Source organism: Amycolatopsis thermoflava N1165 (genome assembly GCF_000473265.1).
Lineage (GTDB): Bacteria > Actinomycetota > Actinomycetes > Mycobacteriales > Pseudonocardiaceae > Amycolatopsis_E > Amycolatopsis_E thermoflava.
On record NZ_KI421511.1, the window covers coordinates 614,487 to 633,534 of the forward strand.

The following is a 19,048-nucleotide window of genomic DNA, read 5'->3' on the forward strand; positions in this document are numbered from 1 at the left end:
AGGCTACGCGGTGGCTTGTTCCGGTCGTGGGAGGCGGGCCAGTGGGGTCAGCTTTCGGGTGATGACCTCGACGAGCTGGTCCGTCGATGTGTGGGTGGTGTCGAGCTGGAGCAGGTTCTGGCCCTGTGTCTTGAGGTTCGTGGTGGCGTCGCGGTAGAGGGTTGCTTCGGTTCGGCTTGAGGTGAGGTCGGTGTGGAAGCGGCTGTGCGCGCCGCGGCGGCGGACGCGTGCTGCGGCGACGGTGGGGTCGGCGGTCAGGAAGATTGTGAGGTCGGGTCGGTCGGCTGCCGCGTTGAGGGTGTGGATGAAGGCGGGTGGCGCGTTGTCCATGGTTTGCAGTACGTAGGAGGAGGGGACGTAGCGGTCGCAGAGCACGATGCGTCCGGCGGCGCGGTGGGGCTGGATTTCGGTGCGGAGTTGGTGGTAGCGGTCGGCGGCGACGAGGCAGGCGAGGTCGTAGCCGCGGTAGGTGTCGGTTCCGTGCCGGGCGATTTCGCCGAGCTGGTTGCGGGAGGGTTGGGTGGTGGGGTGTACGGCGTAGCCGTCATGGTTGAGGCGCTCGGCGAGGGCGTGGGTGAGGGTGGTTTTGCCGGTTCCGGCGGGTCCGTCGACGGTGACGAACAGGCCCCGGTGGTGGTGAGTCATGCGGCTTTCCGGGCGTGTTGTTCGCGGGCGAGCGCGACGAGGTGGGTGCGGATGTAGTCGATGGGGGCGTCGGCGAGGGGAAGGTTGACGGAGAAGTTGAACTCGTCGCGCTCGCGGAGGGTGTCGTCCAGGCCGGCGTCGGTGAGGTCGACGTGGCTGTAGTTGAGCAGTTGATCTGGGGTGTAGCGGCCGGTGGCGAGCAGCTGGTGCCAGTTCGGGGTGCCGGGATACGGGCGGTATTCGAAGGTGGAGGCGCGGAAGGTGCCGGGCAGGTGCTCGGTGAGGTCCCACAGGTCGTGGACGAGGCGGACGGTGGTGTCGATGTCGTCGCGGGTTTCGGTGGGGAAGCCGAGGATGAAGTAGCCCTTGACGTTGATGCCGCGTTCGGCGAGCCGGCGGGTCACGGTGCGGGCCATGGCGGGGTCGATGCGTTTGTCGATGCGGTCGAGCATGCGCTGGCTGCCGGATTCGATACCCAAAGCGACTTCGCGTAAGCCGTTGCGCGCCAGCAGGTCGAGGGTGGTGTCGCTGGCGCGGTGCAGGACGTTGATCCGGCCGGTGGCATCCCAGACGGCCCAGTCGCCGACCCGGTCGTCGTGGAAGACGGCCATCATCTGGTCGATGACGCGGCGGGCGCCGAGGAAGAGGTCGTCGACGAACCGGAACGCGGTCACGCCGTCGTCGCGGAGGTGGTGCATTTCGGCGAGGATGTTGTGCGGGTGTCGGGTGCGGATGGTGACGTCGGGGTTGGCGGAGACGGCGGCGCCGCAGAAGGAGCGGTTGTAGGGGCAGCCGCGCGCGCCGACCATGTTCGCCTCCAGGCGTCCGTGGTCGTGGTGGGGGTCTTGGGTGAGGTAGCGGCGGTCGACGAAGGGCAACGCGTTGATGTCCGGCGCCAGGTGATGACCGCTGTCCTGGCCGGATCCCCGCGCGACGGTGCCGGTAGCCGGGTCGAGCCAGAGGACGTCGGGGAGGTGAGCGCGGCGGTGGTGGTTGTCGAGGAGTTCGGCGACGCGGGTTTCGGCTTCGCCGAGAACCAGGGCGGTGCAGCGGGCCATGCGGGGGTCGGTGAGAATCTCGGCAGGCATGGCTTTGGCGTGGTGGCCGCCGAGCAGGATTTTGATGTCGGGGTGCAGGCCGGCGGCGATGCGGGCGCTGAGCTGGTAGGTGGGGGCGAGCAGGTTGAACCCGGCCCAGCGGGGCGCGAGGTCGTTGAGGAGCCGGATGGTGGTGTCGATGCCGAGGCCGTGGGCTTCGGCGTCGAGCAGGCCGACGTTGAAGCCGCGGGAGGCGGCGTAGGTGGCGAGATAGCCCATGCCCAGCACGGGCAGGGTGAAGTCGTTGACCCGGGGTCGTTCCGTGTAGTCGCGCAGGGGCGCGTTGACGAACACCGCGTCCAGGGTGCGGGTGAGGTCGGCGCCGGCGATCAGGTCAGAAAGCGGCGGCTCCGGTGGTGTTGGCATGGCGAACTCCCCAGGCAAGTGTGAGTAGCGTCCAGCTGGACAGCTGGTCGCCCGCCAGCTCGCGCCACACGGCGGCGAACTCCGGTTCGGAGCTGGGCCAGGCCCGTTCGGGGGCGAGCCGGCGGGCCCAGGTGCGGACGGCGAGGTCGGCGAAGGGATAAAGGGCGTAGTCGTTGGTGAGGTCGGCGACGGTGGCGCCGGCCGTCCACGGCCCGATCCGCGGCACGGTCTGAACCTCATCCCGGAGGAGCAAGGGATCAAGGTCGGCCCATTTGTCGCCGTGCTCAAGGTAGGCCGCAGCGGCCATCTGCAGTGGGCGGCGTTTGAACGCCATCCCCAGCCGCGCGAACTCGGCCTCCGGCAGCTCCAGCACGGTCTCGGCGGTCGGGAACAGCCACAGCAGGCCGTACGCGGTGTCGACGAGCTGGCCGTGGGTCTGGCTGAACAGGCGGTAGAGCTTGCGTGCCTGCCCGGCCCGGATCACCTGCCGCACGATCGAGGTGGCCAGCGCGTCCCACAGATCCGGGTTGCGCCAGCGCCCGACCCGCCCCGCATCGCGCAGCGGCGCGACCAGGTCGTCGGGCCCGGTAAGCGTGCTCGGATCGAGGACGTCCAGGACCGGACGTTCTCCGGACCCGATCAGCGGCTGCGCGTCCGTGGTGCACCCGCTCGAGCCCTGTCGGCAGGACAGCAGCCACACCGTGTCGCGCCGTCGCACCACGCGCAGGAGACCCTCGGCGGCTGGCATCCAGGCGGGGTGATCGATCATGACCGCATCGACGAGCACGGCGGCGTCCCCTTCTGTAGGGCGTTGTCGGGCGAAACTTCTACAGCCGGCGGAGCTCGCTGAGGACCCGGCTGGCCGTACACGCGCGGCACCACGGACGGGTCGAGGCCACGGTCACCGGGACGCACGCGACACCACACTCGGCGAGCCCGAACGAGCGTCTGCGCGCGGTGAGCCTGGTGGTGTTGCCCGCCAGCACGACGTGACGGTAGCGGTTCCACACCCCCAGCCATGCCACCGCCTCGCGGCCTGGGCTGCTCATCACCGGTCGCGGTCATCGTCGCTCCAGTCGATGACCCGACGCAGGAGCCGATCGGCGCTACCGACGTCGGAGCGCCACGCCGTGCCACCGTCCGAGCCCGGCGGAGGCGTGAAGTCGGCGCGGAAGCGGGCCGCACACGACCACGGCACCTGCGCAGGACCGAGGTGAACGTAATCGACGAACACCCCGACCCGGCGCCGCGCCAGCAACATCCCCGTCACGTGACTCGGCGAAAACCGGAACCCGGCCGCCGCGGCGAGCTCACGCACCGCGGGAGACAGGAACTCGTCGATCACGGGACACTCGCTGGTTACGGTCTGTGCTCGGGACATGTCACCAGCGTGGCGCCCAGGTGCTGCCGTGATAAGGGCATTCTGCGGGGCATCCCGGGGCAAACCGGGGCATCCTCGCTGGTCCGCGAGCTACAGTGGGATGCCGATCGGGAGGGGATCATGGACGAGCCGAACGACAAGCTCCGCGCCGCACGCCGCGCAACCCCCTCCCGGCGCGCGCCCGGCGAACCCATCAGCCCGGGCGAGCTGGCCGACGAGGTGAACCGCTACCTCTGGGACACCACCGGCCAGCGCTACCAGCTCGACGGGCACGCCATCGCCCGCTACGAACGCGGAAAGGTCCGCTGGCCCAGCGCCCCCTACCGAGCCGGACTCCGCGCGGTCCTCGGCGCCGGCAGCGACGCCGACCTCGGCTTCCGCCCCACCAGACGCGGCAACACCAGCGACACCGCACTGGCTCACTCCAAACCAGGTGAGCTCCGCGCAGTCACCCTCGGACGTTCCCCCGCCGAGTTTCTGGCGGACACGACGGTGGAGACCCCGGTCCCGGCCAGCGTCGGCTGGAGCGACGTCGACCAGGTCCGCACCACCACGCGCGCGGTCGCGCTCGCCGAGAACCTCTTCGGCGGCGGCCTGTCCGCCGAAGCCGCCCTCGGCCAGCTGCGCTGGGCGGGCAACCTCCTCGACGCCCGCGCCACCACCGGGGTGCGACGCGACCTGCACGAAGCCGTCGGCAACCTGGCCGGCGTCGTCGCGTTCGCGGCATTCGACATCGCTGACTACCGGGCCGCCGACCGCTGCTTCGACTTCGCGCTCTGGGCGGCCGAGCAGGCCAGCTCCTGGGCGCTTCGCGCGAACACGCTGGCCGAGATGTCCCGCAAAGCCGCCTACCTCAACGACCTCGACGACGCGCTGTCCTTGATCGAATTCGCCCAGGTCCGCGCCGACCGGCTCACCGCCACCGCCCGCGCCATGCTGTGGACACTGCACGCCCGCATCCTCGCACTCACCGGACGGCACCGCGAAGCCGAAGACGACATCCGCCGCGCCGACGAACACTTCGCCCACCGCGACCCCGCCGCCGACCCGCCCTGGCTGGTCTACTACGACGACGCCGAACACCAAGGCAGCACCGGCAAAGCCCTCATCCCCCTCGCCCGCCACCGCAAGCAGCCCGAACTCGCCGCCGGCCGCCTGCAAGCCGCCATCGACCGGCAAGGCGACACCTACCCCCGCTCCCGCGCGTTCTCCCGCACCCGACTGGCCGCGTTGATGATGGCCGTCGGCGACATCGACGAAGCCGTCCCCATCGGCCGCCAGGCCGTCGACGCCGCGGCCACCCTGCGATCGCGACGCGTCGCCGACGAACTCCGCGGCCTCGCGCTCGCGTCCCGGAAACATGCGCAGGTCAGCGACGTCCGAGAGCTGCAGCGCGGGATCGCGGCCGTGACCAACACCTTCGCCTGAGAGCATGCACGGCGTGACGACCGACTCGAAACCCGCCTGGGACGTACTCGGAGCCGCGGCTACCGAAGCCGGGATCGAGAGCGAGGGCGCGCAACTCATGCGCGACGGCTCCAACGTGATGTACCGCCTCCCTGGGGGCATAGTCGCCAGGATCGGCCGCCGCGGCACCGCAGACACTGCGCGCCGAGAAGTCGAGACAGCCACTTGGCTGGCCGACCAAGGCATCCCCACAGTCAAGGTCGTCGAGGGCGTGCGGCAGCTCGTTGTCGTCGCCGAGCGACCCGTCACCTGGTGGCACCTACTCCCGCCGCACCGCCCGGCCACCCCCGCAGAACTCGCCACCGTACTCAAAGCCGTCCACAGCCTGAACGTCCCAGCCCGCCCAGAACTCCCGCTACACAACCCGTTCGCCGACATCGCACCTCGCATCCACACAGCGACCAGCATCAACGCCGACGACCGCGACTGGCTCCTGCACCGGCTCGACCAACTCCAAGCCGACTACCGCCAACTCGAAACGGCCCAAGGCCAGTTCGTCCTGCACGGAGACGCCTGGCAAGGCAACGTCGCCGTCCCCGAGAACGGCCAGCCGATCCTGCTCGACCTCGAAGCATTCTCGATCGGCCCCAAACAGTGGGACCTCGTGCAAATCGCCGTCGACTACACCGACTTCGCCCGCCTCACCGACGCCGACTACAAGGCCTTCCTCACCGCCTACGGCGACGACGACATCACTCAAACCCCCGAATTCCGCACCTTCGCTGACATCCAGGAACTGCGCTGGGTCGCCTTCGCCGCCAGCAAAGCCACCAGTAACCCCAACGCTGCCCACGAGACCCGCCACCGAATCGCCTGCCTTCGAGGTGAAGAGGCACGACCGTGGACCTGGTCGGCACTCTGATAAGGCGAGCGGTCTAAGGACCGAACTTGCCAGTCGTGCGCTTGGATTCCCAACGATCGAGTTGATGCAAGCTGTCATTGTCGTAGCCGAGCGAAGCCATTGCATCCCTGATGCCCTCCAGACCAAGTCCGGCCTCGAGTAGATTGTTCAGCACCTTGGGCATGAGCTCCTCGCTCTGCGGGTTCCGTGCCCAGCCGTTGTTGCCAAGGTGATCAAGGAAGTCCCGCAGCCGCCCTGCGCCTCGGTGAAACCTGACCAGGAATGGCCCGGCGGTTTTCGGCTCATCGAACCAAGATACCTTGCAGCGGCATCGCTCCCATCTTTATGGGCACGTGGCATGCATGGGTTACTGCAGGTCCTGCGCGTTGGCGCAATCCAGGCCGACATCGGTAACTCGGGAAGATATCGGGGCGCCGCCGAATTTCAGCGGCTGGGCGTCCATCACCACGTAGGGGGCACCATCCCGCCTCACGATGTTGCTACCGATGCGGATCTCGTTCTAGGTGTGCTGTTCGGGGACGTTGGTGATGGGCTGACACGCTGAGGATGATCTTGATGTGGGTGAGGACCTCCGGGTTCGGTGTGGATTGCGACATCAACACCCGCATACCAGGAGGTCCTCGATGGTCCACCGTAACGCCTCGTTGACCCCGACGGGCCGGCTGCGGCTTGCCCTGTGTGTCGTGGAGCAGGGATGGTCGCTGCGTCGGGCAGCGGAGCGGTTTCAGGTCAGTCACACCACCGTGGCCCGCTGGGTGGGCCGTTATCGCCAGCACGGCCCGGCGGGGATGAACGACCGGTCCAGCCGGCCGCATCACAGCCCGAACCGCACGTCGCCTGAGGTGGAGGCTCTGGTCGTGATGTTGCGGCAGGAGCACAAGATCGGCCCGGTTCGCCTGTCGGTGCGGGCCGGGGTGGCGCCCTCGACCGCCCATGCGATCCTGCGGCGCCACGGGGTGCCGGTGCTGGCCGCGTGTGACCGCGCCACCGGCGAGCCGATTCGCCGCTACGAACGCGCTACTCCGGGCGAGCTGGTACACGTCGATGTCAAGAAACTCGGCCGTATCCCCGACGGTGGTGGGCACAAGGTCCTGGGCCGTGCCCAAGGCCGAGCCAACCAGGTCCGCACCGCCGGCGGCGGCTACCTCTGTCTGCACACCGCTCTGGATGATCACTCGCGCCTGGCCTACACCGAGATCCTGCTCGACGAGAAAGCCGCCACCTGCGCAGCCTTCCTACGCCGCGCGCACGCCTGGTTCGCCAGCCACGGCATCACCATCGAGCGGGTGCTGACCGACAACGCCTGGGCCTACCGCAAAACCACCTGGCACACCACCTGCACCGACCTGCACACCCCGTTTCACCCGCCCCTGGCGGCCCCAGACGAACGGGAAGGTGGAACGCTTCCACCGCACCCTGCTCGACGAATGGGCCTACCACCAGCCCTACACCTCAGAAACCCAACGACAAGCCGCCTTCCCCGACTGGCTCGACTGGTACAACTACCACCGACCCCACACCGGCATCGGCGGCAACACCCCCGCCAGCCGCGGAACCAACCTCACCAAACAGCACAACTAGGGCGCCGAGTCAGGCGCTTGACCGAGGGCAAGGCGTCACGGGTGCCTGCCAGCCGCCGGTCGAGGGAGTGATCGCGTTCTGGCTCGATCATTCCGCCCGCTCAAGCCTGCGGACGAGCCGGTCCAACTCGCTTTCAACGTCGACGTCGAGTTGCGCCTGACCTTGACGGCGCGCACCGCCTCGGCGACTGCGAGCAGTGTGGCGATCGGTTCGTCGACGATCTGGCGGGGGGAGTGCCGCGATGCGGTCGGCGGTCCGGCGGTGCGGCCGTGATCGTGACGCCCGGCCGTCGCTGGCGCGCCCGGGCGTGTCGAAGGTGATCAGCGAGGCGACGGCGAGGATCGAGCCGCGGATCCACACCGCATCGGTGACGATGCCGGGATTGCCGCTGAACACCACGATCGCGAGCAGGGTCAGCACGCTCACGGCCGCGTAGCCGCCGAGCAGCACCCGGGCGATGTGCAGCTTCTCGCGGGCGTCGGGATCGGTCACGGTCACGGCCGGGGTGGTCTGTTTCGTCATGCCCGCAATGCTGATCTACCCGTGTTCTCGCGGGTAGCGATGTTGCCCATCACCTCGTCGTGGCATCCGTCAGAAACCGGACGTGCTGTACAGGGTCAGGGCGCAGTCACGGCATCGTCATCTGCCCGGAGATCCACGCGCCGACGCCCATCCGGCACGAGGTCGTCGACGGCTACCTCGCCTTCCTCGAACGCACCGGCACCAAGAACTTCGGCCTGCTCATCGACACCGGGATCTTCCAGCGCGCCCCGGTGACCGCCAAGCACGAAGGACTGTCCGAAGAGGCGCAGGAAGCGGGCTGGCGGCGCCCGCTCGCCGTGCCGATGGCCGACCTCGCCGAGATCCTCCCGCACGTCGTGTTCATCCAGGCCAAGTTCTTCGACATCGATGCCGACCTGGTGGACGCGACCATCCCGTGGCGGGAGATCCTGACGACGCTCGACGGGCACGGCTGGAGCGGCTGGCTGTCCAGCGAGTACGAGGGCGACCGCGCGCCCTACCGCTCGCTGGAACAGGTGCGCCGCCAGCACGCGCTCCTGCGCTCGATCGAGGCGGAGCTCCGGGACTGAGCGCCCCCGTCAGCCGGCGGTGGGGCCGAACTGCTCGGTGAAGCGGCCGGTGAACAGGTCGGCGCCCTTGTACTGCCGGACGATGTCGGCCGTGACGACCGAAGGGCCGTCCGGGGAGGGCAGCTGACCGACTCCGCCGCCCGATCCGAGCGGGAGCAGGATCATCGGGAAGGGGAGTGGCCGGTAGGTCTCGGTGGGCCGACCGCCACGCAGCTGGGCGGTGATGTTCTTCGCCACCACCTCCGCGTGCTGCATCGCGTACCCGGCCATCTTGGCCTCGGGCACGTCGGTGATGTCGCCGACGGCGTAGACGTGGTCGTACCCGGCCACGTTGAGGGTGTCGGTGACCCGGACCGCGCCGTCCGGCGTGCGGGTGGTCAGCTTGCTGTCGGCGAGGTAGTCGCTGTTGACGTTCGTGCCGAACGCGCGGAACCAGATGTCGGCGGTGATCCGGTCACCGCCGGTGGTGGCGACCGTGAAGGTTCCGGTCTCGCCGGGCCGGTTCGACGGCGGCGCCACCAGGCCGGTGCCCAGCCGCACGTCGACGCCCAGTTCGGCGAGCTGGCGCTGCAGATCGGCCCGCACCTCCGGCTGGAAACCGGGCAGGAGCTCCTCGGCCGGGGCGACGACGGTCACCTGCTTGTCCGGCCAGACCTCCTTGATCTCCCCGGCCAGTTCCAGGCCGACCGGTCCGGCGCCCAGGATGAGCACCCGGTCCGAGCCCGCCAGTTCCTTGTGGGTCCGGCGGAAGTCGTTCAACGCCTCGTCGACGGAGTCCGCGGCGGGGTGGGCGGGGTAGGCGTAGCGGGAACCGGTGGCCAGGACCAGGTAGTCCGCCGCGACCCGGCGGCCCGAGGCCAGGGTGACACCCTCCGCGTCGACCGAGACCGCGCGGTCCCGGATCACCGTGGCCCGGGTGAGCATCGTGTCGAAGGGGAAGAACATGTTGCCCGCCCAGTCTGGCTGAGCCACCGCCCGCAACGACCCGGCGACGTTGACGAACGCGTCCCGTGGGTCGACCAACACGACGTCGGCCTCCTCTTCGAGCGCCTTGGCGACCGAGGCGCCCCCGTATCCGCCACCGATGACGACGACGGTCCGACTCATGATCTCACACTCCTTGGTTCGTCTTTCAGTTCGTAGTGCGAACCATATTAGTTCGCAGTACGAACTGCAACGCCTCTGTGGTGCGGGCCACAGCGGGCTGTCGGAGTGGTAGGTCTGGACAACCGGCGATGGAGCTTGGCGGTCGTCGGTCGTGGTGAGGAAGTCAGCCGCGGCGCGAGTACCGCGCGGTTGCTCATTCGCCTCGGTCAGCCGCCGGCGGTCGCCTCGGGTGGATGCCGAGCAGGCCGGCGTACTCGGAGCGGTTGGTGGTGCCGAGTTTGGCGGACGCGCGGTACAGGTGGCCTTCGACCGTGCGCACGGAAACCACCAAACGGTCCGCGATCTGGCGGTTGGACAGGCCACGGGCGGCCAGACTGACGATCTCCCGTTCGCGGTCGGTCAGGGGCAGCGGCCGTGCCGCCGCGGCCAGGGCAGGCGTGCTGGCGCCTTCGCATTCGCCGGCCAGTGCGTGTGCCCGCGCGGCCGCGGCGTGCCCGGCGGTGCGGCGCCCCTTGGCGAGGTGGCCGGCCGCCGCTTGCGCGGCGGCGTCAGCGGCAGCGAGCACGTCGCCGATCTCTTCCAGCGCGGAGGACGCCGCGAGCAACGCGTCGCCGTCGTCGGCGGCGAGAGCTGCGGCGTGCGCGGCGACGGCCGGCGCGAGCGGACTGTGCACCTGGCCGGCCAGCGCGGCGAGCCGGCCGGCCACCGAGCGGTCGCCGAACCGCGCGGCCGTGTGCAGCGCCAGGACGACGTGAGCGAACTGGCCGCGGCCGTCGGCCAGCTCCGCAGCCTCGTGAGCGAGCTCGACGCCCCGTCGACCGCGGTGACCCAGGCGCGCGCGAGAACCATCTCGGGATCGAGGAAGGCGAGCCCGGGATGCCGGTGCCTGCCCAGGTCGGCCAGCGCCTCGTGCGCGCCTTCGACGTCACCGCTCACCGCCAGAGCCCGGGTCAACGCGATGAGCGTGGCGTACCGCCAGCCGCGGGCGTCGCCGAACCGCTCGATACCCGCGCGTCCCTCCCGCAGCCAGCGCGCCGCCGTCGCCACCCGGCCCAGGGCGAGCTCGGACTCGCCCACCAGGTAGCAGCCGATCTGGGCGCCGATCGGGACGTCCTTGACCTGCGCCCGGCAGTCGGCAGCGATCCGGGCGGCGTCGCCGAGGTGGCCTGCCAGGCGCAGGTCGGTGATCTGCAACGCGACGAGCGGTAGCCGGAACTCGGCGCGCTCGGTCGACCGGGCGGCCGCCTCGACCCCGCGGGCGACGTGCGGGCCCATCTGATCGGCCCGGCCCGTCACGGCCAGCGCCGCCACCAACCCGCAGCACGCCATCAGGACCGCGTCCTCCGTCGCACCACCGGACCGCAACACGCTCAGTGCGGCCTGTTCGGCTCGGTCCGGCCGCCCCAGCTGACCGTCGATCACGGCCCGCAGGGCGACGAGCGGCATCCGTTCCCCGGCCGTCACCACCCGCGCCGCCGCTTCGTCGAGGACGGCCTCAGCCTGATCCACGCGAGCGAGCATCCAGGTGAGGAACGTGGCCCGGTTCACCGCTGCCCGCACCAGCTCGGCGTCGCTGCCCGCGAGCCGCGTCAGGACGGCCAATTCGGCGTCGGCCTCGTCCGCCGGGCCGAGGAAAGCGGTCGAGTTGGCGACGATGGCCTGCGCCGGGAAACCGCCACCCGCCACCACCGCCGCCCGGCCGAGCCGCAGCGCCAGCGGCAGGTCGTCCAGGTACGAAGCCCGCTCGGCAGCGGCCACGAGCAGGCCCGGGTCTCTGTCCAGATCGGAGTCGAGCATCAGCACCGCCCGGCGCAGGACGTCGTCGGCCCGGCGAGCACCGGTGTTCGACAACGCCGTCGCGATCCGGCTGCGCAGACGGCGTGCGCGCAGCCGTCCCATCGCGGCCCGCCGCACCTCGCCGTACAGCGGGTGCGCCAGCCGGGCCTGCACGCGCCGGCCGTCCGTGTCGACCCGGACGATGCCGCGGTTCTCGGCATCCTCCACCGCGTCCGGTTCGGTCAGCCCGGTCAGCAGGCCGACGCCCAGCGGCTCGTTCACGGCCAGCACATCCACCACCTCGCGCACCGCCGCCGGCAACGCCCCCACGCGAGCCGCGACCAGCTCGACCAATCCGGGGGTGACCCGCGGGGGCTCGGCCAGACGCCACACCCCTCGTTCGACGCGCAACGCGCCGTTCTCGACCGCGCCGTCGACGAGCTGCCGGAGGTAGAGCACGTTGCCCTGGCACATCGCCCACAGCCGGCTGACCGAGGCCTGCTCGACGTGCCCGCCGAGCACGGACTCCAACAGCGTGGTGACCTCCCGCTCGGACAGGGGCTGAACCTCGAGCCGGTCGAGGTCGCGGTCCTTCCACAACGCCGTCACGGCGTCCGGCGCCGGCTCGCCCGTGCGCACGGTGACCAGCACCGTGGCGGCCCGTCGCAGCACCAGCTGGTGGATCACGGTGGCGGAAAGCTCGTCCAGCAGGTGGGCGTCGTCGACACCGATGACCACACCGGCCCGGCCAGCGCCCGCCAGCAGCGCGGCGGCGGCGCGGGGCAGCAGCTGCGCCGGTTCGCGCCCGAGGTCGCCGAGCTCGCCCAGCAACCCGCCGAACGCCCCGAGCGGCAACGGCCGCGACGACGCGGTCGCGATGGCCCGCCGGACCGTCATCCCCCGCTGCCCGGCCTCAACCAGCGCCTCGCCGGCCAACCGGGTCTTGCCCACTCCCGCGGCACCGGCCAGCACCACGCCCCGCGGACCCGAGCGCGAGCGCAGAGCCGTGGCCACGAAGCGGAGCTCGTCGGCTCGTCCGACCAACGGCCATCCCGTTGCCACGTCAAGATCGTAGAGGCGAAGCCACGCCGGCGACAGGTGGCGATTGGACGGACGTCAGCCCGGCGCGTCCTCGCCACGGACAGCGGCGAGTTTGGCCTCGGCCACCACGAGCATCGGGCCGACCGCCTCCGGTTCGACGCCCACCCGCTCGGCGATCACGTGCTTCGGCAAGCCCGCATCACGCAGGCGCAAGACCACCGAGTACACCGCGGGCAGCCGTCGCAGAGCCTCCGCCCGTGAATCCTCCGCACCAGACATCCTCCCACCATCCCGGTGCGACACGGTGCCGTCACGAATGGACGGCCACTCGAGCACCGCCGCGGCCGAAATCGAGTAGCCGACTACTCGTGCCCGCAGCCCGCCGGTGGCCGACCGTGATCAGCCATGAACACAACGACCGCGGTCCTGGCGGCGTGATCGAACTTGGAGGATCCATGAACCGGAAGCGGACCATCGTCATCGTCACCGGTGCCGTTCTCGCGCTGACCGCGGGCGGTGTGGCATGGGCGAGCGTTCCCGGCGACGACGGCGTGATCCATGCCTGCTACGCCAAGAACGGGGGCGCGTTGCGCGTCTCCGACACCGGCTCGTGCAAGGCCGGCGAGGTCGCGCTGAGCTGGAACAACGTCGGACCCGCCGGGCTCACGTGGAAGGGTGAGTGGGCGCCCGGCGCGGCCTACCAGCCGCGCGACGCCGTGCTGTACCAAGGCTCCAGCTACATCGCGATCTTCCCGAGCACCGGCAGTGCGCCGCCGAACAGCAACTGGATGCTGCTCGCGGCGAAGGGGGACAAGGGCGACCGGGGTGAGGACGGAGCGGTCGGTGCCGCCGGCCCCGCGGGACCCGCCGGACCGGCCGGGCCGCAGGGCGAGAAGGGCGACCCCGGCACGCCGGGCGTGAGCGACGCCTACCAGGCCGGCCAGAGCGGCACGATGAACGTCACCGCCGCCGCGGTGCCGATCGTGTCGCTCAACCTCCCGCCGGGCAACTACGTGCTCCAGGGCAAGGTTTCCGTGGAACAGGACGACGCGAGCAGCTTCACCTACGGCAACTGCCAGCTCGAGGGCGACGTCGGCAAGTTCGACTTCCTCGACGACGACCCCCAGGGCAGCACGGTCAGCTTGGTGACCACCCTGGCGGCCACCACGTCCCGGACGGTCACCATCACCTGCGCGGCCGCCGGCAGCGGTGTCGACGTCAGCGACGGACGGATCGTGGCGACCAAGGTGGGTGCGGTGCACTGATCCACCTGGCCGCCGGCGCGCCCCCCGTCAGGCCCGCTGCTCGCGGCCGGCGGGGGAGCCGCGCTTTTCGCCGGACTCGTCCCACCGTGGTGAGTATCGTCCGCTGATGTGGAAATCATCGACGCCGGGTTGATGGGCGTGCGGTCCGCGGTGCTGCGCGTCAGCCGCCGCCAGACCCCGCTGCGGTTCACGATCTACCCGATGGTCCACCTCGGCGAGCAGTCCTTCTACGACGAGGTTTCCCGCCGGCTGCGGGACCACGACCTGATCGTCGCCGAGGGCATCATCGGCGCCTCGGCCGGCGCGCGCAAGCTCACCAGGACCTACCGGCACGCGGGTGGGCACCGCAAGCTCGGCCTCGTCGAGCAGTCGACAAGCGTGGTGGACGTCGGCGTCCCGGTCGTGTGGGCGGATCTGACCGGCAGCGAGTTCGACGACGGCTGGCGCGAGGTTCCGTTCACCGAACGCGCGATCGCCACCGTCGGGGCCCCGCTGGTGGCGGGTTACCTGCGGATGTTCGGCTCGCGCGAGGTCCTGGCCCGGCATCTGAAGCTCGACGACGACATCGCCATCGACCGCTGGGATCCCGATTCGGGACTGGACCGGCTGGTCTCCGACGAGCGCGAGGCGCGGCTGGTGCGCGCTCTCCAGGACATCTACGAGCGGCGCCACGACGAACGCATCGACGTGGCAGTGGTCTACGGGGCGGCGCACGCGCTGCCGGTGGTCCAGTTCCTGATGGCCAAGCTGGGTTATGTCGTCTCGTCGGCGGACTGGGTCACCGTCTTCACCTACTGACCCCGCTGAACCGGCATCCCTGCGAGCCGATGGGGCTGCCGCCGGCCCCGGGGCAGGGGGCCGGCGGCAGCGTGGCTCCTACTCGATCCGGGCGATCACCGCGCCCTGCTTGACCACCTCCCCCTCCTCGACGAGCAGCCGCAGCACACCCGCGGCCGGGGCGGGCACCTCCACGTCCACCTTGTCGACCGCGACCTCCGCGATCAGGTCGCCCTCGCCGACCTGATCGCCGTCGGCGGCGAACCACGTCGCGAGCACGCCCTCGGCGTCGGGCTCGTTGTCGGAGATGTGGGGGAAGGCGATATCGGTCATGCGCTCACCAGGCCGAGAACAGCCCGGCGGATCCGGTCCGGCGTCGGCAGCACGGCGTACTCCAGCGGGCGGGCGTACGGGATCGGGACATCGGGCACGGCCACCCGGGCGGCCGGAGCGCGCAGCAGACCCGGGTCGCGCTCGGCGACGCGGGCGATGACCTCCCCGGACAGCCCGAACGACAGGTAGTCCTCGTCGACGACGAGCAGCCTGCCGGTGCGGCCCACCGACTCCAGGACCGTGTCGGTGTCCAGCGGCACCACGCTGCGCAGGTCCACGACCTCGCAGTCGATCCCCCGCGGCGCGAGCTCCTCGGCCACGTCCAGCGCGTGGTGCACCGACAAGGACAGCGTCACGATCGTGACGTCGCTGCCCGGCCGCACGACGTTCGCCTTCCCGATCGGCACCACGTGGTCGCCCTCGGGCACCGGCCCGATCGACCGGCGGTTCTTGGCCATCCACGGCAGGCCCATCACGCCCTTGTGGAACAGGTACACCACCGGGTTGTCGTCACGGATCGCGGCGGTCATCAGGCCCTTGGCGTCGGCCGGGTTGCTGGGCGCGACCACCTTCATCCCGGGCAGGTGCGCGAAGGTGCCCCACAGGCACTGCGAGTGCTGCGCGCCGTCCGAATACCCGCCGCCCACCGCGGCGGTCAGCACCATCGGCACGGTGACGTTGCCGCCCGACTCGAAGTGGATCTTCGCCATGTGGTTGTAGATCTGGTCCATGCACACGCCGAAGAAGTCGACGAACATCAGCTCCACGACCGGCCGCATGCCCTCCACCGCGGCGCCGATGGCCGCGCCGATGAACGCGGTCTCCGAAATGGGCGTGTCCATCACGCGCCGCGGCCCGAACTTGTCGAGCAGGCCGGTGGTGGAGCTGAAGATGCCGCCGTAGGCGCCGACGTCCTCGCCGAGCACGAAGACGTCCTCGTCGCGCTCCATCTCCTGCGCGATGGCCTCGACCATGGCCTTGGCGGTGCTGAGCTTGCGGTGTGCGGGTGCGGAGGACGATGCCGAGGCATCCGTGAGCGTCATTGCTTCTCCTCGTCGGTGGTGGGATCAGGCCTGCGCGAACACGAAGTCCAGCGCGGTGTCCGGGTCGGGCTCGGGGCTGCGCTTGGCGAACGCGACCGCAGCCTCGACGCGGTCACGGGCCTGCGCGGCGATCGACGACACCGCGGCGTCGTCCAGCATGCCCGCGGCGAGCAGCTCCTTCTCGTAGGTGGGCAGCGGATCGCGGCCCGGCACACCCTCCAGATCGGACCGGTAGCCCTGCGCGTCGCCCTCGAAGTGCCCCCACAGCCGCAGCGTGTGCACCTCGATCAGGCTCGGCCCGTCGCCGGCGCGCGCCCTCGCCACCGCTTCGCCCGCGACTTCGTGCACCGCCTCCACCGAGTTGTCCTCGACCCGGTGACCGGGAATGCCGTAGCCGGCGGCCCGCACGGCGTTCGACGTCACGCACGTCGAAGCGCTGCGCGGGACCGAGATGCCCCAGTCGTTGTCCTCCACCACGAACACCACCGGCAGCTTCCACAGCGCCGCCAGGTTGAGCGCTTCGTGGAACGCGCCCTGGTTCGCCGCGCCCTCACCGGTGACGGCGACCGCGACCCGGTCGGTGCCGCGCCGCTGGAACGCCAGAGCCTGCCCCACCGCGGGCGGATAACCCTCGGCGATGATGCCCGAGCACGAGAAGTGCGTCGCGGGGTCGAACAGGTGCATGTGCCCGCCACGGCCCCGGCCGAGACCGTCCACCCGGCCGAAGATCTCGGCCGTCATCTTCTCCAGGTCCACCCCGTGCGCGATGGCGAAGTGGTGGGGCCGGTGGGTGGCTGTGACGGCGTCGTCGGCGCTCAGGTGCGCGCACACCCCGGCGGCGACCGGTTCCTGCCCGGCGGAGAGGTGCATCTCGCCCGGGATGAGCCCGGCGCCGATGTCGAACACGGGTTTCTTGTCCGCGTGGTACTCGCGGAGGATCGTCTCCTCGTAGGTGCGGATCAGGACCATCATGCGGTACAGGCCCAGCCTGTCCTCCGGTTCCATGTGACCTCCCAATCGGTGTGGGAGTCACTGTCGCGGCGGGCGCGGGCCGCGGACAACGGTGCGGATTTCAGATGGTGATAAACGCCGGTTTCCGCAGATCAGGACAGCAGCGCGAAGGCACGGGACACCCGCCGCGACGCCCGCTCCAGGGACACCGGCTCCACCGCCGGCAGCCGGCGCGCCGGCAGCGAGATCGCCACCGCACCGACCACCCCGGGCGCGCGCACCGGGGTGGCCAGGCAGGCCGTGCCCAGCAGGTACTCCTCGCGGTCGTTGAAGACCGCGCCGCCCTCGGCCAGCCGCTGCTCCAGCACTCGCGTGTCGGTGATGGTGTGCGGGGTGAGGTCGGCGAGCCGGTACCGCGAGAGGTGGTCGCGCCGCGCCTCGGGGTCCAGGCACGACAGGATGCACTTGCCGAACGCGGTGGCGTGCGCCGCCTCCTGCACGCCCACCCACAGGTCCACCGCGGGCAGCTCGGGAGCGTCGACGATGTCGATCAGCTTGATCTCGCCGCCGGAGTACAGCGACAGGTAGGCCGCGCCACGGACCTCGTCCCGCAGCGCGCGCAGCACCGGCCGGATCTTGGGCAGCAACGCGTGCAGCGAGTTGTGCTTGCGCAGCGCGCCGACCTGCTCGCCGAGCACGTAGCCGTCATCGAGCTTGCGGAGATAACCCTCGTGCAGCAGGGTGCGCAGCAGGTGGTAGGTCGTCGGCAGGGGGAGACCGACACCGCGGGCCAGCGCCTTGGCCGTGACCGGCCGTTCGCTCGCGCCGACCGCGTCGAGCAGGTGCAGTGCCCGCTGTACGGAGCCGATCAGTGTCGGTCCAGCAGCCATCCCGCCTCACCTCCGCCGCCCCGTTGCCGCGCACCCAGGATGCCCGGTGCCGCGGGTCACCGGCAAGGCACCAGGCCCGACCCGGTGACCCGCCGTGGCCGGCACACTCACGGCGTGGGGGCCGCGGACCTGAACGTATCCGCGCTGGTGCAGGCGGCGATTGCGGACGAACTGCCACGCCGCGCCACGGACGCCTGGCTGGGCGCCCTCCCGTCGCCGCGGCGAACAGTCTCGCACGAGGCTGCTGTCGAGGCTTTGGACGGCGCTCGCGCGGAGCTGGCCGGTGCCGAGGATGAGTGACGCGCCGGCGGAGATCGCGGTCCTGGACGCGTCGGTGCTTGTGGACCTGCTGCACACCAGGGTCCTCACCACCGATCACCGCCTCGCGCGGGCGACCTCCCTCGCCGAAGGGATCAGCCGGTAATACGCGGCCCAGGGGTGCGGCTCGAGCCGCTCACGATGTTCGCGGCGGCAGGGGCGCGGCGTCTCCTGGAACGGGCGAGCACCTACGCCATGGCGGCGCGGCCTCAGATTCGCGCTGCGGTCACCAGGCGGCTCAAGGCCGCCGCGGCATCGCGCACGGCGGCGGCTCGCGCCTCGCCCTCGGTGCCGGTGAAGTCCTCGCTCCGGCCGCCGAGGCTGAGGGTCGCCACCAGCGAGTCGTTCGCGCCCAGGACCGGGGCGGCCACCGCGGACACCCCGTCCAGGTAGTCGTCCCGGCTGAACGACACGCCCTCGGCCCGCACCTGGTCGAGGTAGGCCGCCAGCTCGTCTCGGTCGGAATGCGTCGTCGCGGTGAAGGCGGGCAGCGGCCCGTCCAGGACGCGGGCCCGCAGTTCCGGGTCGAACGCCGCCATCGCCACCGGCGCCGCCGCCGCGTGGTAGGGCAGCACCGCGCCGATCCCGATCGCGGCCAGCACCAGCGGCTTGCCACCCTCGACCCGGTCGATGCACACGGCGCCGGCGTCGGCGGGAACCATCAGGAACGCGGTGTCCCCGAAGCGCCCCGCCAGCTCCTCCAGCACCGGCCGCGCCGACTCGCGCAGGTCGAACTCGGCGAGCGCGGCCGCGCCGATCGTGAACACCGGCATCTGGATTCGGTAGGCCCCGGCGTGGTCGCGATGCACCCACCCGGCCTCGACGAACGAGCTCATCAGCCGGTGCACCGTCGGCTTGTTCAGCCCGCTCGCCGCGGTCAGCTCGGCGAGCGTGATCACCGGCCGGTCCGGGCCGAACTGGCCGAGCAGCTGGCACGCCCGCAGGACCGCGGTGACGGTCTCCCGGGTCCCGTTGCCCTCGGGCACCGCTTCGGCCACCGGCACCTCCTCCATCGCCCGCCCGGTTCGCCCCAGGTTATCCACCGGCGGCGAAGCAC

The 19,048-nt window shown here is 70.9% G+C and carries 23 protein-coding genes and 1 pseudogene; 8 read left to right on the forward strand and 16 right to left on the reverse strand.

Annotated features, from left to right (window positions below):
* Positions 1-3 precede the first annotated feature (3 nt).
* Genes tmk through AMYTH_RS0103115 form a run of 5 tightly spaced genes read right to left on the reverse strand, consistent with a single transcriptional unit; the run spans position 4 to position 3,453 of the window.
* Entirely contained in the window at positions 4-645 is a 642-nt protein-coding gene (gene tmk / locus AMYTH_RS0103095; RefSeq protein ID WP_027929073.1) for a dTMP kinase, read from the reverse strand.
* Positions 642-2,108 carry a B12-binding domain-containing radical SAM protein gene (locus AMYTH_RS0103100; RefSeq protein WP_027929074.1) on the reverse strand — a complete coding sequence of 489 codons (1,467 nt, stop codon included), beginning with the start codon at positions 2,106-2,108 and terminating at the stop codon, positions 642-644. The genes tmk and AMYTH_RS0103100 overlap by 4 nt, the downstream gene beginning before the upstream one ends.
* On the reverse strand, positions 2,077-2,895 hold the full coding sequence (locus AMYTH_RS43595; protein WP_228684554.1) for a DNA glycosylase family protein: 819 nt from the start codon (positions 2,893-2,895) through the stop codon (positions 2,077-2,079). Before AMYTH_RS43595 ends, AMYTH_RS0103100 begins: the two co-directional genes overlap by 32 nt.
* Before the next feature lie 40 nt (positions 2,896-2,935).
* Positions 2,936-3,157 (reverse strand): hypothetical protein, encoded by a 222-nt coding sequence (locus AMYTH_RS0103110; protein ID WP_027929075.1) that lies wholly within the window; start codon positions 3,155-3,157, stop codon positions 2,936-2,938.
* On the reverse strand, positions 3,157-3,453 hold the full coding sequence (locus AMYTH_RS0103115; protein ID WP_027929076.1) for a hypothetical protein: 297 nt from the start codon (positions 3,451-3,453) through the stop codon (positions 3,157-3,159). Before AMYTH_RS0103115 ends, AMYTH_RS0103110 begins: the two co-directional genes overlap by 1 nt.
* Positions 3,454-3,609: 156 nt before the next feature.
* On the opposite strand from AMYTH_RS0103115, the gene AMYTH_RS0103120 reads away from it, so the two are divergent.
* Entirely contained in the window at positions 3,610-4,917 is a 1,308-nt protein-coding gene (locus AMYTH_RS0103120) for a tetratricopeptide repeat protein (RefSeq protein ID WP_027929077.1), read from the forward strand.
* 4 nt (positions 4,918-4,921) lie between these two features.
* Positions 4,922-5,818, forward strand: coding sequence for a phosphotransferase (locus AMYTH_RS0103125; RefSeq protein WP_084022494.1), 897 nt, complete (start codon positions 4,922-4,924; stop codon positions 5,816-5,818).
* Between the two features lie 13 nt (positions 5,819-5,831).
* Here the strand turns inward: AMYTH_RS0103125 and AMYTH_RS48605 are convergent, their stop codons facing one another.
* Positions 5,832-5,981 carry a hypothetical protein gene (locus AMYTH_RS48605; protein ID WP_157360508.1) on the reverse strand — a complete coding sequence of 50 codons (150 nt, stop codon included), beginning with the start codon at positions 5,979-5,981 and terminating at the stop codon, positions 5,832-5,834.
* Positions 5,982-6,441: 460 nt separating this feature from the next.
* On the opposite strand from AMYTH_RS48605, the pseudogene AMYTH_RS43600 reads away from it, so the two are divergent.
* Positions 6,442-7,399: pseudogene (locus AMYTH_RS43600) on the forward strand (IS481 family transposase).
* Between the two features lie 87 nt (positions 7,400-7,486).
* Here the strand turns inward: AMYTH_RS43600 and AMYTH_RS43605 are convergent.
* Entirely contained in the window at positions 7,487-7,921 is a 435-nt protein-coding gene (locus AMYTH_RS43605) for a hypothetical protein (RefSeq protein WP_037322182.1), read from the reverse strand.
* 59 nt (positions 7,922-7,980) lie between these two features.
* On the opposite strand from AMYTH_RS43605, the gene AMYTH_RS43610 reads away from it, so the two are divergent.
* Positions 7,981-8,490, forward strand: a complete 510-nt coding sequence (locus AMYTH_RS43610; RefSeq protein ID WP_051362488.1) for a sugar phosphate isomerase/epimerase family protein — start codon at positions 7,981-7,983, stop codon at positions 8,488-8,490.
* Between the two features lie 9 nt (positions 8,491-8,499).
* On the opposite strand, the gene AMYTH_RS0103150 is transcribed toward AMYTH_RS43610, so the two are convergent.
* The 4 genes from AMYTH_RS0103150 to AMYTH_RS0103160 form a co-directional block, all read right to left on the reverse strand.
* Complete coding sequence (locus AMYTH_RS0103150) at positions 8,500-9,597, reverse strand: NAD(P)/FAD-dependent oxidoreductase (protein WP_027929080.1); 1,098 nt, start codon at positions 9,595-9,597, stop codon at positions 8,500-8,502.
* Between the two features lie 193 nt (positions 9,598-9,790).
* Complete coding sequence (locus tag AMYTH_RS50110; RefSeq protein ID WP_228685242.1) at positions 9,791-10,063, reverse strand: response regulator transcription factor; 273 nt, start codon at positions 10,061-10,063, stop codon at positions 9,791-9,793.
* Complete coding sequence (locus tag AMYTH_RS48610; RefSeq protein WP_157360509.1) at positions 9,997-12,435, reverse strand: AAA family ATPase; 2,439 nt, start codon at positions 12,433-12,435, stop codon at positions 9,997-9,999. The genes AMYTH_RS50110 and AMYTH_RS48610 overlap by 67 nt, the downstream gene beginning before the upstream one ends.
* Before the next feature lie 54 nt (positions 12,436-12,489).
* Complete coding sequence (locus tag AMYTH_RS0103160; protein ID WP_027929081.1) at positions 12,490-12,693, reverse strand: hypothetical protein; 204 nt, start codon at positions 12,691-12,693, stop codon at positions 12,490-12,492.
* A gap of 176 nt (positions 12,694-12,869) precedes the next feature.
* Here AMYTH_RS0103160 and AMYTH_RS46845 point away from each other — a divergent pair, with 176 nt between their 5' ends.
* Positions 12,870-13,679 (forward strand): hypothetical protein, encoded by an 810-nt coding sequence (locus AMYTH_RS46845; RefSeq protein ID WP_051362490.1) that lies wholly within the window; start codon positions 12,870-12,872, stop codon positions 13,677-13,679.
* 108 nt (positions 13,680-13,787) lie between these two features.
* Complete coding sequence (locus tag AMYTH_RS0103175; protein ID WP_027929083.1) at positions 13,788-14,477, forward strand: hypothetical protein; 690 nt, start codon at positions 13,788-13,790, stop codon at positions 14,475-14,477.
* A gap of 78 nt (positions 14,478-14,555) precedes the next feature.
* On the opposite strand, the gene AMYTH_RS0103180 is transcribed toward AMYTH_RS0103175, so the two are convergent.
* The 4 genes from AMYTH_RS0103180 to AMYTH_RS0103195 all read right to left on the reverse strand — a co-directional run bounded on the left by AMYTH_RS0103180 (position 14,556) and on the right by AMYTH_RS0103195 (position 17,673).
* A complete protein-coding gene (locus AMYTH_RS0103180) occupies positions 14,556-14,789 on the reverse strand; it encodes a biotin/lipoyl-containing protein (RefSeq protein WP_027929084.1) in 234 nt (77 codons plus the stop codon).
* The gene (locus AMYTH_RS0103185; RefSeq protein WP_027929085.1) at positions 14,786-15,832 is read right to left on the reverse strand and encodes an alpha-ketoacid dehydrogenase subunit beta; all 1,047 of its coding nucleotides are present in this window, start codon (positions 15,830-15,832) and stop codon (positions 14,786-14,788) included. Before AMYTH_RS0103185 ends, AMYTH_RS0103180 begins: the two co-directional genes overlap by 4 nt.
* A gap of 24 nt (positions 15,833-15,856) precedes the next feature.
* Positions 15,857-16,837 carry a thiamine pyrophosphate-dependent dehydrogenase E1 component subunit alpha gene (locus AMYTH_RS0103190; protein WP_027929086.1) on the reverse strand — a complete coding sequence of 327 codons (981 nt, stop codon included), beginning with the start codon at positions 16,835-16,837 and terminating at the stop codon, positions 15,857-15,859.
* A 98-nt stretch (positions 16,838-16,935) separates the two neighbouring features.
* A complete protein-coding gene (locus AMYTH_RS0103195) occupies positions 16,936-17,673 on the reverse strand; it encodes an IclR family transcriptional regulator (RefSeq protein WP_027929087.1) in 738 nt (245 codons plus the stop codon).
* A 114-nt stretch (positions 17,674-17,787) separates the two neighbouring features.
* Between AMYTH_RS0103195 and AMYTH_RS0103200 the strand changes: the two genes are divergently transcribed.
* Both AMYTH_RS0103200 and AMYTH_RS50790 read left to right on the forward strand, forming a co-directional pair.
* Positions 17,788-17,973, forward strand: a complete 186-nt coding sequence (locus AMYTH_RS0103200) for a hypothetical protein (protein ID WP_027929088.1) — start codon at positions 17,788-17,790, stop codon at positions 17,971-17,973.
* Positions 17,966-18,097 (forward strand): hypothetical protein, encoded by a 132-nt coding sequence (locus AMYTH_RS50790; protein WP_267283875.1) that lies wholly within the window; start codon positions 17,966-17,968, stop codon positions 18,095-18,097. The genes AMYTH_RS0103200 and AMYTH_RS50790 overlap by 8 nt, the downstream gene beginning before the upstream one ends.
* A 103-nt stretch (positions 18,098-18,200) precedes the next feature.
* Here the strand turns inward: AMYTH_RS50790 and AMYTH_RS0103210 are convergent, their stop codons facing one another.
* Positions 18,201-18,989 (reverse strand): IclR family transcriptional regulator, encoded by a 789-nt coding sequence (locus AMYTH_RS0103210; protein WP_037323259.1) that lies wholly within the window; start codon positions 18,987-18,989, stop codon positions 18,201-18,203.
* Between the last annotated feature and the right edge of the window lie 59 nt (positions 18,990-19,048).